Source organism: Puia sp. (assembly GCF_035546395.1).
Lineage (GTDB): Bacteria > Bacteroidota > Bacteroidia > Chitinophagales > Chitinophagaceae > Puia.
On the sequence record NZ_DASZXR010000004.1, the window covers coordinates 1 to 15,406 of the forward strand.

Here is a 15,406-nt window from a genome sequence, read left to right on the forward strand (position 1 = left end):
TAAACCCATCGACGCCTCCCGCGTGCCCATCGGAAAACCCCTACCCAATTTCCGCCTCTATGTCCTCAACTCCCAGGGCCAGCTCTGCCCACAGGGCGTACCCGGACAGATCTGCGTCGCCGGCACCGGCATCGGCCCCGGTTATCTCGCCGATCCGCAAAAAACAGCGCTCCATTTTACCACCGATCCCTTCCAGCAAGGCAGCGTCCGACTATATCGCACCGGCGACCGCGGGCGATGGACCGACCACGGCTTATTGGAATTCCTTGGCCGCATCGACGAACAGGTCAAGATCCGCGGTCATCGCATCGAACTCCCCGAAATAGAAGAAGCCCTGATGACCCTCACCGGCATCAGCGCCGCAGCCGTCCGTTACTTCGAAGACACCGGCACCCTCGCCGCCTACTATACCACCGACAACCCCCAGATCACCCCCGATGCCCTCCGCCGCCACCTCGACTCCCGCCTCCCACAATACATGATCCCTACAGATTATATCGAACTAAAACAACTGCCCCTCTCCCCCAACGGAAAAACAGACAAACAAAAACTACCGAGACCCGAACTTCGCCGCAACCACATCGACCCTCCCGAAACACCGTTACAGGAAAATCTTTGCAGGATCTGGACCGAACTCCTCTCGCTCGAAAAAGTAGGCATCAACGATAACTTCTTCGACCTCGGCGGCCACTCCCTGCGCGCCGTTAACCTCATCGGCCGTATTGAAGCACAACTCCATATCCGACTCGAACTAAAAGATATCTTCCTCTACCCCACCATCTCCGGCCTCAGCCGTCTCATCGACACCCTCGACTGGTTCGATGCCTCCCGGCACCTCCAACCCGCAGAAGACGAAGCAGACACTATCATTATCTAATCTATTCAATCAGATGCCATGTACCTCCTCCCGTCAATTATTCGCCAGCTCCTGCTCGCAACAGCACTCGTTTTAAGCCTGACATCCGTCACCGCACAGAACGCCCTTCCAAAGATCTCCGACGTCAGGGTCACCAACAATCCCGCCGACAATTCTGTCATCGTCAAGTACAAGATCACCGACCCCGACGACAAGGCCTTCACCGTTCATTTCCTGGTATCGGCCGACGCAAGCGATGACTATACGATCGACACGAGGCAGGCCACCGGCTCCATTGGCGACAATATCCCCGCCGGCAAACAACAGCTCACCTGGAACTATAAAGCCGCCGGCATCGATCCCGCCAAAAGCCGTTTCAAGCTGGTCGTCTCCGACGGACATGTCCCCACTGCAATGGATCTTCTCCAACTCATCGACTCCAACAGTCTGAAAACAGAATTGCAAAGCATCATCGCCACCGCGCCGAAAATACCGACCGACACCACCATCAACCGCGCAGCCCGTATCCGCGATCTTATTCGCGCCGAATGCTCCCCCGCAGGCTACCAGCTCCGCACGCAGGATTTTGTCTTCGGCGATTACAAAGGTGCCAATATCATCGCCGTCAAGCCCGGAACATCGCTGCCAAATGAACTAACCGCCGTCAGCGCCTGCATCGACCTCGCAGAAGGAAAGCCCTGCGCCAATAGCAACGGCTCCGGCCTCGCTGGCATGCTCCAAATCGCCGCCGTGCTCTCGCACCTCCAGCTAAAACGCACCGTCCATATTCTCGGCTTTGACTATTCAGGCGAAGAGTTCATCGGCAGCAATCAGTATGTCTTTCAAGGCGGCATTAAGGATTATGAACGTATCACCGGGCTCATAGACCTCGACCGCATCGGCTCCTACAGCGCCGACATCCGCTCCCACCGCGTCGAAGACGCCGCCGTCCAACTGTTCCCCGCCGTCTACAAGGAAGTACTCGCCGACAGCTCCAGAGCCGACTTCCTCACTGTCGTCAGTAATCAACGCAGCCACCCGCTTGCCGCCAGTTTCATGAAGAATGCCGGCGCCTACTTCCCGCATTTCAAAGTCTATGAAAAGGAATACCCCGAATACGGCGAGATCACTGTCGGCGAGACCGATTTCGTACAGTTCAGCGATCATATCCCTTTCTGGTACCGCAAATATCCCGCCGTCTGGATCACGGACGCCGGCGCTACCGCCCGAATCAACGGCGGCGCCGAAGACACCCCCGACAAGATCAATTTCTCCTTCTTCACGCAGACAGTGCGCCTTTGCCTGTTGAACGTTCTCGAAATGGGCCAGCCCGACCACGCCGCGGTATACGAAGCGGGATTCACTCAATAAGTAATACTATCCCCCATGTTCACTTCCTTTTTCAGCCGGCTGCAAGACAAAAAGACCGCCGTAGTCCTCCGGCTTTGCCTGCTGGGCGTCGTCAACAGTCTTTTGTTCAGCACCCTCCTGTTGCTGATCAACAACGGGATGCAGGTATACGAAGCAAGCCGCCGCCAGCTAAGCCTCCTGGGATTGCTGTTCTTCACCCTGGCCGTTATCTCCTACTGGTGCCGCCGCCAGTTTCAACTAAGCATGATCCGCATTACCAATCAGCTACTCCTGGATTATGAAGCCGGATTGCTGAAAAAGGTCATCCAGGTAGACTACGAAAGCTTTAGCCGGATGGAACCGGCGACCATTTATACCGCGATCAACGACATAAAGGTCATCGCCCAGCTCCCCCGATTCTTCGTCGACATCGTCAACAACGGCATCATCATCGTCGTCTCCCTGATCTATCTCTTTACCATCTCCACCTCCGCAGCGCTTATCCTCATCCTGTTGATCGCCGCATTGGGGTGGTTTTATAGTATTAAGAATGCCAACCTGTCAAATGCCTTTAAACAAACCCGCGATCTCGACGACACTTACTATCAATATCTCGAAGACCTGATCCAGGGCTTCCGCCAGATAAAACTCGACCCGGCAAAATCGCATATCCTTTATCACGATTATCTTTATAGGAATCGCCAGCGCATGCGGGAAATGGAAGGAGAAGCCTCCGTCCTGTATATGAACAACGAACTGACCGGCAACTTCCTGCTCCTCGCCATCCTGGGCATCATCGTATTTGTCTTCGGCTATTTCATTCCCTTTTCCGGCGCAGGCATCACCAGTTTCGTCGTGACCATCCTTTACCTCATGGGACCCGTTTCCATGCTCATCAGTTCCCTTCCCTTCACAACGAGGATACATGTCAGCTTTCAGCGCCAAAAGACCTTCTTGGCCAACGTACCCGTTGCTGCCGACCTGCTCGCCGGCGACCCGGCCGATCACCAGCCAGCCGATGTCCCCGCGCGTCTGACCATGGAAAACGTCAGCTATAGCTATCCTTCCCGCAGCGACGAGGTCCCGCCATTCAGTACCGGCCCGCTCAACATCCACCTCGACACCGGTGAGGTCATCTTCATCACCGGTTCCAACGGCAGCGGCAAAAGCACCTTCCTGCTGTTACTCACCGGACTGTTGCGACCCCAAACCGGTAGCTTATACGTCGACGATAAAAAAGTACAAAAAGACACCCTCAACGATTACAAACAGCATTTCGCCGTTGTTTTTGTAGACAACTTCATTTTCAGCGAAAATTATTCCCGCATCGATCTCGATTCCGTCGATCCCTCCACCCGGGCTGTTATCGATCTGCTCAATCTCGACCCCGCAAAGATTCGGGATCGCACCCAGCGGTCCCACCTATCCAAGGGCCAGCAAAAAAGACTCGCCCTCATCTACGCCCTGCTGGAACAAAAACCGATCCTGGTGCTCGACGAATGGGCCGCCGAACAGGATCCCCATTTTCGCGCGTTCTTTTATCACCAGATCATTCCCGCCCTAAAAGAATCGGGAAAGACCGTCATCGCCGTCACCCACGACGACAAATACTTCTCCGTCGCTGACCGGCTCATTCATTTCGACAAAGGCCAGCTCGTCGAAGCCGGAATAACCCAAAAGCTGGAGGTGCCGCATGAAGCTTGATCTTCCCCTGATGATCGCCCTGCCATACGCCGGCGGCAGCGCTTACGCCTATAAGGCTTTTGAACCCTATATCGGGGAGTCGGTCCGAATGATCTGCCCCGAACTGCCGGGCCGGGCAAGCCGCCTACTGGAACCGTTCCTGCTTTCTGCCAACGCCATGACGGAAGATCTGTTTGACCACTGTCATTCCCTGTTTCAAAAGCCCTATATCCTCTTCGGCCACAGCATGGGCGCCCTCCTCGGCTACCTCCTCGCTAAAAAAGCCCTTCAGAACGGCTATCCGCCGCCCCGGCACCTGCTACTGACAGGAAGAGGCGCTCCTTCCGTTCCCCCGAGAAAAGCACCCCGCTATCCCTTACCGAAAAAGGAATTTTACGCAACATTAAAGGAACTCGGCGGCATCCAGGACGACATGCTGAACAACACCGCCTACATGTCGTTTTTCGAGCCGCTGCTGCGGGCGGACTTTCAAGTCGTCGAAACATACACCCATGCTGCCAGCACCCTGCTCCCTATCCCGATCACCCTGGTCACAGGCGAGGACGAGGACATTCTACCTGAAGAAATAGCCGCCTGGCAAGAAGAATCCCAATATCCCATACACCGTTTCAGCCTTCCCGGTAACCACTTCTTCCTTTTCGATCATCCAAAAGAATTCGGCAACATCATCCACCGGATCATAAATCACCCTTTTCATGAAAGAGAAAATGATGTATTTGAGACCCAACGTCGTTATTGAACCACTTATCGATCAATGGTACGCCTGGTCCCACCTCCTTTCCCCAGCCACGTCCGCCATGAACATCGTGGGCCGGCACCTGCGCATCATGGACAGCTTCATCCAGGCCCCCGCGGTTCATGAAGCCGCCGTCAAAAATCCAAAACTGCGCGGCGGCCCATTCATGGACGTTCCCCCACAAAAAGTAGAGGCCATCAAAGCCCTTCGGGAAAAGACAGTGCTGGAACAGGAAAGCATGATCGCATTCGCCGCCGCCATCCGCGAGCTTGACCGGCTCCTAAAAACAAAAGCCGATGGCCATTCGCTTCAGCCCCTCTATCCCTGCATCCCCCCTCTGCTGAAAGGTTACGTAGAGCTTTTCTATGATCTCAACAACAATCCCTCCTTTCGCCTTTTCGAAAAACTCTTGTATAAAAGTCCCTATTACGATACCCGCCGCCAAAGCATCGCCCTTTGGGTAACCAACAACGACGAGCGGCCGTTCGTGCTGAGTACCCCCCGCCTTCCTTCCGAAGAGGTACTGCATCTGCCCCTTTCCTTCAATGATCCCCTCATCGACAGGTTGTCCGCGATGAAACGAAGACCCGACGATGTATCCGCCATAAAAGCAGCGTTATCCTTCAGCGGCGAAGCCGAGGAAGCCCTGTTCGACCAATTATTCACCGATATCCCCCCGCCGCCTTACGACAAATACACCGGCGACAAGGCCCGCATGCGGTATTTCGGTCATGCCTGCATTCTCGTGGAATTCAACGACGTCTCGATCCTGGTCGACCCGCTCATCAGCTATTACGGGTATGAATCCTCCATCGAGCATTTTTCGGATTTCGACCTTCCGCCCACCATCGACTACGTCCTCATCACCCACAATCACCAGGACCATATCCTCTTCGAAACCCTTCTGCCGCTTCGCCATCGCATCGGCACGGTAGTCGTTCCAAAAACTGCCGCCAATTCCCTCCAGGACCCCAGCCTGAAAGACATGTTCAGAAATATCGGTTTTCGTAATGTCGTAGAGATCGAAGAAATGGATTCCATCGAGTTCGCCGATTGCACCATCACCGGTATTCCCTTTCTCGGTGAACACAGCGACCTGAACGTGCAGTCGAAAATGTGCCATTTGCTGCGCATCCGGGAGTTCTCGATCCTCTTCGCCGCCGATTCGTGCAACATAGAACCCGCCGTATACGATCACGTACAAAAATTGGTCGGCAACGCCGACGTACTCTTCCTCGGAATGGAATGCGACGGGGCCCCGCTCACCTGGCTTTATGGTCCGCTGCTGACCGAAGACCTTCCCCGGGAAAAAGATCATTCCCGGCGGCTGGCCGGTTCCAACTACCAGCAGGGCATCGCCATGGTCCACTCCTTCCAGCCGAAAGAAGTATATGTCTACGCCATGGGGCAGGAACCCTGGCTGGAGTTCATCAGCAGCATCAAATACACCCCGGAATCCAATCCCATCCTCGAATCCAATCGGCTCATCGACGATTGCGAGAATGCCGGTATCGTTTCCGAACGCCTGTTTGGCGAAAAAGAGATCCTCTACACGGTTTAAACAATTTCATTACAAAATTTTCTCGTATGAAAAAGCAAATGCCCGCCGCGGCCCTCCTCCTTATCGGCCTCCTTTTCGCCTCATGGACAGCCGAAGGTCCCGCTACACCAACCGGCAATCCTCTCCGGCGCTACACCTATTCGTTTCCCGCTTGGGCGAATTCCATTCCCTGGAACAGAGTCGTTAATGTTCGCGAGATCCCCGGTCTCGTCAATGAGAACGATCAGGTCGATTCCGCGCTTCTAATGACCACTCAACTGCAACTACTGCAAAAAGGCGGCGGTATCCTTTACTTTCCGCCCGGTTCCTACCTTTTCAAAACCGACGTCGCGATCATGCAGAACGTCCTTTTCCGCGGTGCAGCCCCGCCGCAGATCACCAAATTCTTTTTCCCCCGGCTGACTCTCACTAAAGACCTCGGTCGTTTTCAGGATACCCCCCCCGACTCACTCACCGCAACCCCTGCCCATATCTATTCTACCGGGCAGCATGGCGCCTTCACCGGGCTGGTCGACATCGACATCAACCGCGCACTCATTATGTTGGGCTACGATCGTACGACGAAGGATAGCGCTATCGTTTATACCCCCGCCGAAACCCCCGCCGACAACGTCCTGATCACGGGAGTCAGGAACAACAACGCCGCCGCCCTCGATCCCCGCATTCCTACCGCCATTCAAAAGGCAAACGATCAGGACTGGCAGATCTGGCCCGACGCGTCGATCGGCAACTGCAATATCCATTACTCGGGCGCCGCACTGGTCTACGACTGCCGGTTCAATGATGACATCACCGACAATATTCGGCAGAACGATTTTTTGCTCGACGATAAGATGGCGCTCGACGGCAGCCTCGCCGTCTTCCGCTTCGCCGATCATCCCATCATCACCATCTCCAGGCCCGCCACAGCCATACATGCCGCGAACGCGGAGATCACCGCCAACCATTTCTTCCTGCCCCCAGGATTCGATGCCATCACCGCCAAAAACGGCACCGTTACGGAAAAAGACAACCAGCTCACCCGGCTTGCCGCAGGGAACAATTGGGTTAAGGACGGCCACACCGCGGTCAGCAATCAATATGACGTCCTATATGATGGCCGCTCCCCATCGAAAGCCTGTCTCTACACGGATCACTATGGCGACAGCCTCCCGTACCGCCTGATCCAACCACCCAACTATGACCCCACGAAAAAATATCCCCTCGTCCTCTACCTCCACGATTTCTGGGCGAAAGGCGACGACAACAAAACCCAGCTTCGACAGTTCCTCTGGCAGATGGTGCAGCCCGAAACCGCCGCGCAATATCCCTGTTTCATCGTAGCCCCCCAGTTGCCGCTCGATGAACCCCGCTGGAAATGCGGCGGCCTGGGAAGCGAGACCTGGCCCCTCCAATGCAGCGTCCACCTGCTCCGGCAACTGTCCAGGCAATACAATATCGACACCACCCGGATCTACGTGATAGGAAACTCGATGGGTGGCGCAGGCGCTATCAACGTCGCCACCCATTACCCGCAAATGTTCGCCGCGGTATTGTCCATGGGCGTCTTCTACCGCCTCACCGACAACGCCTCCCTCCAGTTGCGACATACTCCTCTTTGGATCATCTACGGCAGCCAGGAGGAACGTATCCGTCCCGAGTTCCGCCAGGAGATAAAAACCTATTTGCGGCTCGCCAACGTCCCCCTCAAATTCACCGACATCCCCGGCTATGGCCACCGCTGCTGGCAGAATATCGTTAAAGAACAGCCCGACCTCCTGCCCTGGCTATTTGCTCAACAATTAAAACAATAACCCATGGAAGCAAAGATCGAACAGCTTGTTACCGAACTGCAACATCGCTATGAGTTGGATGGCCAAAGCCTGGGTTGTCATCTCGAAGGGATGTTGTACGCGCAATATCTCAACTACTGGGACTATATCCAGTTGCCGGTACTGCTCAACATCCAGGCCTGCCGAACGAGCTACCCCGACGAAGTTATTTTTATCGTTTACCACCAGATCAACGAATTATACTTTAAACTAATCCTCCATGAAATTCAACAGATCCAATCGGAAGGCGTCCACTGCCCCGCCCTGATGGAGAAGCTGCGGCGCATCAACCGCTACATGGACAATCTCATCTACTCCTTCGACATCGTCACCCAGGGATTCAGCAAGGAACAATTCCTTCGTTTCCGCACCGCCCTCGCCCCCGCCAGCGGCTTCCAGTCGCTGCAATACCGGCAGATCGAGATCGCCAGCACCGACCTGGGCAACCTGGTAGCCGATCCTTTTCGCAAAGCCGCCTCGTCCCTCCCAACCGAACTCGCTTATGAACATCTTTATTGGAAACAAGGCGCACTGTCCACCGAAACGGGGAAAAAAGATCGGACCCTGCTCGAATTCGAGAAGCACTTCGACCAACTGCTTCTCGGCAAGATCGGGCAAAGCGCGACCACCAACCTCAACGCACTGTTGCGACAGCTACAGCCGGATACTCCGGAGTACGACCGGATCGCCGGCGAACTACGCCGCTTCGACCAGCTCTTCAATATCCAATGGCGCCTCTCCCATTTCAAAGCAGCCGGCCGTCACCTGACCATCCCTAAACAAGACCTCAAAGGGACCGGTGGCACCAATTGGCGCAGCTATCTCCCACCCCGCTTTCAAAAGATCGTCTTCTTTCCTCAACTATGGCCGGAAGAAGAAATAGCCGCCTGGGGAACGGCCTGGCTCGAAGAACAATTATCCTGAAAATTATGAAAAAGCAAAAAGCCATCATCGTCGGCGCCGGTCCCGTAGGCAGCCTCCTCGCCATCCTGCTCGCCCGAAAAGGCATCCGCGTGCTGTTGCTCGAAAAGCGGCTCGCCGCCGGCCGCCCAGGCGGTACAAAGCGCTCCATCAATCTTGCCCTCAGCTACCGGGGCTGGAAAGCATTGCGGTCGATCGACGCAGAACAAGAACTGCTGCCCCTGTCGATGCCCCTCTACGGCCGGATGACGCACGACAAGGACCAGCTCGCTTCTTTTCATCCCTACGACGACCGCGGCCGCGCCATCCACGCGATCCCCCGGGATGTACTCAACGATTACCTGCTGGAGAAGGTCAGAAAAGAGCCCCTCATCCATTTCTATTCCGGCCGGGAGTGCCTGCAAATAGATATCAACAGGGCCCAGATCATGACCCGTGATACCTTCACGGGCATGACCACGACAGAGAGCGCCGACGTGATCATTGGCGCTGACGGCGTTCATTCCCTGGTCAGACAGGCCATCGATCGGGAAGAAGGGCGCAACAGCCACCTGGAGTTTTCCCCCAATTCTTACATGGAATTATCCCTTCCCGCCTCGGTTGCCGCAAAAAGACTAACCCAAGATGCGCTCCATATCTGGCCCCGGCATCATCGAATGCTTATAGCCCTTCCCAATCTGGACGGTAGCTTTAACTGCACCCTGTTCATGCCCACCACCGGCCGCGATTCCTTTGACTCACTAACAAACCGCCGTTCGTGGGCAACCCTTTTCTCGGAAAATTTTCCCGATATGGCAGATATTATCGACCAGCCCGGGAACGATCTTAGCCGCAGAGGATATTCAAGTCTCCAAACCGTCCTCGCCGACGCCTGGCACAGCCGCGGAAAAGCCATGGTGATAGGCGATGCCGCCCGGTCCATTCTACCATTCTTCGGCCAGGGAATGAACGCCGGCTTCGAGGACTGCACGATTCTGGCCGCATTGTTGAACCGCTCCAATGACTGGACCGCCATTCTGCCGGCATTCCAGGAGATGCGCAAAAAAGACAGTGCCGCCATTACCGATCTGTCCGCTCATAATTTCGAGGAAATGGCCAGCAAAATGGCGGACCCGCTCTTTCTCCAGCGGAAAAAGCTGGACGCCCACTTGCAAAAAGCCTTTCCAACCCATTGGCGATCCCTGTACACAATGGTCACCTTCACCGATACTCCGTATGCCCAAGCCCTCGATGTCAGCCGAAAACAGGATCGCCTCCTCGATGAACTACTACTACTTTATCCGGATACCGCCAGCTTCAACAACATCGATCTTTCCGAGCTCCTCCAAACAACCTCACCATCTCCGCTCACCTTTTAATCAAACGGTCATGAAATCCCTGCTTTTTATCCTGTTTTTTGCGGCTATGGCCGTCAATGCCGCCGCCCAGTCATCGCTCGCGGGAAAATTATCCACCCGCTCGGGCACCGCTCTCCCGGATGTTCTGGTACAACTGTTTCGATTACCGGAGAATAAACTCCACAAAACGGTCAGTTCCGACAGCCGAGGCCGCTTCGCCTTCGCTTCCCTGGAACCGGGACAATATTCGCTCAACATCAGCCTGGTCGGTTTCAAACAACGCAGTATTCCCCTCGGTATCGATAGCAGTTCCGCCGTCTCCCTCGACAGTCTGATCCTCGATACAGCCACCAGTGTCTTACAGGAGGTTACTGTCCTGGCTCACCGGTCTCCCATTGAACAGCGGATCGACCGAACGGTTATCAATGTCGACGACGCCGTAAGAAAAGAGAACGACAACGCGCTGGACATCATCCGTCTTGCGCCCGGCATTTCGGTGGAAGGCAATGACGACAAGGTCAGCATGCCCGGGAAGGAGAGCGTCCAGATCCTGGTCAACAACAAACCCTCCCGGATGAGCGATCGCGATCTGCTCAATTTCCTCAAGTCCATCTCCTCCGAGATGGTCGCCCAGGTCGAAGTCATAAGCAACCCATCGGCACGCTATAGCGTCGACGGGCGAAAAGGTATTCTCAACGTTAAATTGAAAAGAGACTATGAATCCGGCGTCAACGGCAATGCCTCCGCCGAATGGACCCGCGGCGTCAACAGCCAGTCCGATGTCACCACCAGCCTTAACTATGGCGGCAGGAACATCGTCATCTACGGATATGGCGGCTACAACTGGGGCGCCTATCAGCAAAAAAATAGCGGGCCCCGAACCACGAACGACAATGGCGCAGGCTATCGCTTCAATTCACAATTCGCCTCCACTGACCACTGGCGCGATCCCGACTTCCGGGTGGGCGCGGATTACACGATTGATAAACGCAACGTCCTCGGCGTCCTCCTCGAGTTGGAAAAAAGCAACAACCACACCGACTATACCAACATCGACGAGATTCACAAAATACCCGCCGGCGGACCACCCGTCGATTCCCTCATTACCACCCGAAGTTATTCCCCCTATCACAACACCTGGACAACCGGCAATCTCAATTACCAGTACACCGGCTCCAATAATTTCACCCTCAACGTCGACCTCGACAATTCGTTCTACAGGAACAAACGAAACAATACCGTCACCGATCTGTTCGCCTCGTCCGGCCCTGAATCGCCCACTAGCAATGCAAACAACTACTTTATCGACACCAGGATCGACATCAATACCCAAAAACTGGACATTACCCGGAAATTCGACCAGGTGCTCGACCTTGAGACCGGCATAAAAGCTTCCCAGGTGAATATCTCTACCGGCTTTATCAGTATCCCGGGAACCGCAGCCACCGCCTTTGCCGACAGCTCCCTCAGCAACACCTACACCTACAAGGAATATGTGGAGGCCGCCTATCTCAACCTATCAAAAACCATCGGCAAGTTCGGCTTCCAGGCCGGTCTCAGGGCTGAACACACCAGCGTAAACGGTCAGGCCGTCACCCTCCTCCATCAGCTGACGCATCGCCCGGATTCCAATTACCTGACGCTGCTTCCTTCCGCCTTTGTCACCTACAATCCCTCAGAAAACGATAACTTCCGCTTGTCCTTTTCAAAAAATCTCCGTAGACCAAATTATGGCGCCTTCCAGCCCTTCGTTTACGAACTGGACGCCTACAGCTACTACCTCGGCAACCCCTTCCTCAACCCGCAAAGCACCTTCAACTACGAGCTTTCCTACGTCCACGCCGATAAGTACACCTTTACCCTGAGCTATACCGATGTCCATAACCAGATCACACCGCTTCTTTACCAGCAGGGCGTTTTTCTAAATGACGGCACTTTCAACGCCGGCAATTCCCGTAACCTCAACCTCGAGGTCAATCTGCCCGTCACCATCACCGAATGGTGGACTGCGAAGAACCGTCTCTCCGTTGCCTACGACGATTATGCGGGCCTGACGCCGCAAGGCTATTTCACCGGCAACAAATATTCCTGGTCCCTCACCACCATCCAACGCCTTTCCCTTCCCGGCAAGCTTATCATGCAGCTTACCGGCGCCTATCATTCCCCCGGCATCATGTGGTACTATCAAACTGGCAGCTGGGGCACCTTCGACGGCTACATCGGTCGTCGGCTCATGCACGACCGCGCCATCCTGAAGATCGGTGGCACCGATTTTCTGTTTACCCAGAAAAAGCACAACACCATCGATTTCAATGGTCTTTCCTACCAATGGCTCCAACAACAGGAAACCCGCAACTTCTATATCCAGTTGAGCTACCGGTTCGGAAACTCCCGCATTCGTTCCGCCCGCGAAAGAGAAATGGGTAATGCCAACGAAAAAGAACGCACCGGTAAATAATCCTAAAAAAAAATATATGAAAAGAAAGCTCTTTTCGCCGCCCGCAGTGATCGTCTTCGGCACGATCTTCCTGTATTTCTTCTCCTCGTTCGTCATCCGCAAGCCCGCGATCATCGACCCAGCATTACAGGTACAACTGGGTTCGAAACTGTTCGCAGACCCGATCCTTTCCGGCAACGGTATGGTCAGCTGCGCCTCCTGCCACAAACCGGAGTTCGCCTTTGCCGACGATCTCCCGCTAAGTCTCGGCGTCAACGCGCAGAACACCGCCCGTAACACGCCCACGGCCATGTACCAGGTCAGGAAGACCAATTACTTCTGGGACGGCCGCGCCCATTCGCTCGAGGAACAGGCCAAGGGCCCGATCACCAATCCAAAAGAAATGAATGGCTCGATCCAGGAGGACCTGCGGCGACTCCGAAAGAACAAGTCCTACGACAGCCTCTTCCTTCGCGTCTACGGCAACCATCCCGATTCGGTGTCGCTGCTGAAAGCCATCGCGGCCTTCGAAAATTCGTTGGCCTACTACGACTCCCCCTACGATCGTTTCCTCAAAGGCGATGACTCCGCAATGAGCCCCGCGGCGATCCGGGGTTTCCGGCTTTTCTTTAGAAAAAATTCCTGCAGCAACGAAGCGTGCCATCACGGAGTCGACTTCAGCTCCGATTCGATGGTCAACATCGGTATCTACAGTGATAAGGACCGGGGGCTGGCCGATTTGACAAAAAGGCCCGAAGACATCGGCCGCTTCAAATCCCCTACCCTTCGCAATATCGCGCTCACTGCCCCTTATATGCACGACGGCTCACATAAGACGCTCCGCGAGGTCATTGACTATTATAACGACATGAAGCATTTCCCCATCAACGGGAATACCCACCCGGATGTAAAAGAACAGGGCGAGCGCCCCATGTCCGAACAAAGTATCAACGACCTCATCGCCTTCCTCGAATCACTGACGGACTACCGTCTCATGAATAAAAAACCGCACTAAATCAATCATACCGTTATGAGTGTTCTCGAACTGATGGAACAACTGAAGCAGGAAAAGATCCGCATTAATGTCGAAGGTTCCGATCTCAAGATCAGCGCAGGGAAGGACTCCCTGACAAAAGACATCCTGGAAAAGATCCGCAGCAACAAACAGGAGCTGATCGGCTTCTTGTCAAAAACAGTCACCGACGCCGCCCAGCGGATCGAAGCCATCCCCGACGCCCCCTATTACCGGGTGTCCTGTTCCCAGAAAAGACTCTGGATGATGGATCAGCTTGCGGAACAAAAATCGGTCAATAATATCCTCTACAGCCGCCGGTATCGCGGACACCTGGATACAACCACCCTCGGTCTCGCTTTGAAAGATCTCATTCATCGACATGAGATCCTTCGAACGATCTTCTTTGAAGAAGGATCCGCCGTATATCAGCGCGTACTGATGCCTTCACAGGCGGTTTGCGAACCGGTTTTTATAGATATCTCCGCCGGCATCGATAAGGAGACGCGTATCCGGTCACTGATCGACAGCGAGAATGGATTTGTGTTCGATCTCGGCAATGCCCCCCTCCTGCGCATGGTCGTCGCCCGGCAAGGCGAAAGTGACTATTGGCTAATTCTCACCATGCACCATATCATCTCCGACCAATGGTCCGGGGATCTCTTCCTCCGTCAGCTCATCGGCGCCTATGAGCAATACCAACTCGGAGAGTTCTCACCGGCTCCTCCTGCCCGCCTTCAATATCGCGACTACGCCGCCTGGCAGAACGATATGCTGGAAAGACCGGCAGCATCCGCGCATCGGGTGTACTGGCTGCATCAATTAAATGGCGATCTTCCCAAACTCCAGTTGCCCGCAGACTATCCGCGTCCCAGGGTCAAAACAGCAGCCGGCGCCCATCACCGCTGCGTACTTGACCCCACCCTGGTCGATAGATTAGTCCAACTGGCACGACAAAACAATTGTAGCCTGTTTACCGTGCTGCTCGCCACGATCACTACGCTTCTCTACCGGTACACCGGCACGGAAGACCTCATTCTCGGCGTACCCGTCGCGGGCCGCGACCACCGCGATCTCGAAGAGATGCTCGGCTGCTTTATCAATACCCTTCCCATCCGTTCCCGATTCCAGGGTCAGCATTCTTTCCGCGACCTCATCGGCATTACCAATCAAACCCTGCTCGCCGGGTACAGCCATCAGGCCTATCCCTTCGATCAGCTGGTAGAAGATCTGAATATTCCCGGCGACCGCAGCAGATCGCCACTTTTCGATGTACTCGTTAATTTCAACGCCGCCACCATCCGGGAACCGCTGCCCACAACGACTGGTAACGACTCCGATGAAGCGCCCATCAGCAAATTTGATTGCTCCTTCTTTTTTACCCAATACAGCAACGGCCTGACAGTCGCGGTAAATTATAGCACCGATCTGTTCACGGCCGAACGCATCAGTCGCCTGCTCGATCACTACAGCACCCTGCTGCATTCCATCACCCTCGATCCCGATCGGCCGATCCAGTCCCTGGAATATCTTTCTGCGGCCGAACAGCAGCTGCTTAAGCAGTTCAACGCGACCGATACCCCCGTCGATCTCTCCTCTTCCCTCGTTGAATTGTGGGAGCAGGCCGTCGATCGCTTTACCCATGCCCCGGCCCTGCGATGCGATCAGCTCCAGCTTTCCT

Annotated in this window: 11 protein-coding genes; all 11 read left to right on the forward strand. The window is 54.8% G+C overall.

Annotation, left to right across the window (positions count from 1 at the left end; all coding sequences use genetic code 11):
- A partial coding sequence (locus tag VHE34_RS04745) for a non-ribosomal peptide synthetase (protein ID WP_325585159.1) occupies positions 1-877 on the forward strand: 877 nt, incomplete at its 5' end.
- 18 nt (positions 878-895) lie between these two features.
- Positions 896-2,227: a M28 family peptidase gene (locus VHE34_RS04750; RefSeq protein WP_325585161.1), complete on the forward strand. Its 1,332-nt coding sequence runs from the start codon at positions 896-898 to the stop codon at positions 2,225-2,227.
- Between the two features lie 15 nt (positions 2,228-2,242).
- Positions 2,243-3,910, forward strand: a complete 1,668-nt coding sequence (locus tag VHE34_RS04755; protein WP_325585163.1) for a cyclic peptide export ABC transporter — start codon at positions 2,243-2,245, stop codon at positions 3,908-3,910.
- Positions 3,900-4,649, forward strand: coding sequence for a thioesterase II family protein (locus VHE34_RS04760; protein WP_325585165.1), 750 nt, complete (start codon positions 3,900-3,902; stop codon positions 4,647-4,649). Before VHE34_RS04755 ends, VHE34_RS04760 begins: the two co-directional genes overlap by 11 nt.
- Positions 4,606-6,207, forward strand: a complete 1,602-nt coding sequence (locus tag VHE34_RS04765; protein ID WP_325585167.1) for an MBL fold metallo-hydrolase — start codon at positions 4,606-4,608, stop codon at positions 6,205-6,207. The genes VHE34_RS04760 and VHE34_RS04765 overlap by 44 nt, the downstream gene beginning before the upstream one ends.
- Positions 6,208-6,233: 26 nt before the next feature.
- A complete protein-coding gene (locus VHE34_RS04770; protein WP_325585169.1) occupies positions 6,234-8,000 on the forward strand; it encodes an alpha/beta hydrolase-fold protein in 1,767 nt (588 codons plus the stop codon).
- A gap of 3 nt (positions 8,001-8,003) precedes the next feature.
- Positions 8,004-8,942: a tryptophan 2,3-dioxygenase family protein gene (locus tag VHE34_RS04775; RefSeq protein ID WP_325585171.1), complete on the forward strand. Its 939-nt coding sequence runs from the start codon at positions 8,004-8,006 to the stop codon at positions 8,940-8,942.
- 5 nt (positions 8,943-8,947) lie between these two features.
- Positions 8,948-10,297, forward strand: a complete 1,350-nt coding sequence (locus VHE34_RS04780; RefSeq protein ID WP_325585173.1) for an NAD(P)/FAD-dependent oxidoreductase — start codon at positions 8,948-8,950, stop codon at positions 10,295-10,297.
- Positions 10,298-10,307: 10 nt separating this feature from the next.
- Complete coding sequence (locus VHE34_RS04785) at positions 10,308-12,734, forward strand: TonB-dependent receptor domain-containing protein (protein WP_325585177.1); 2,427 nt, start codon at positions 10,308-10,310, stop codon at positions 12,732-12,734.
- A 16-nt stretch (positions 12,735-12,750) separates the two neighbouring features.
- The gene (locus VHE34_RS04790; RefSeq protein ID WP_325585179.1) at positions 12,751-13,728 is read left to right on the forward strand and encodes a cytochrome-c peroxidase; all 978 of its coding nucleotides are present in this window, start codon (positions 12,751-12,753) and stop codon (positions 13,726-13,728) included.
- 15 nt (positions 13,729-13,743) lie between these two features.
- On the forward strand, positions 13,744-15,406 hold a 1,663-nt coding region (locus VHE34_RS04795; protein WP_325585181.1), incomplete at its 3' end, for a condensation domain-containing protein.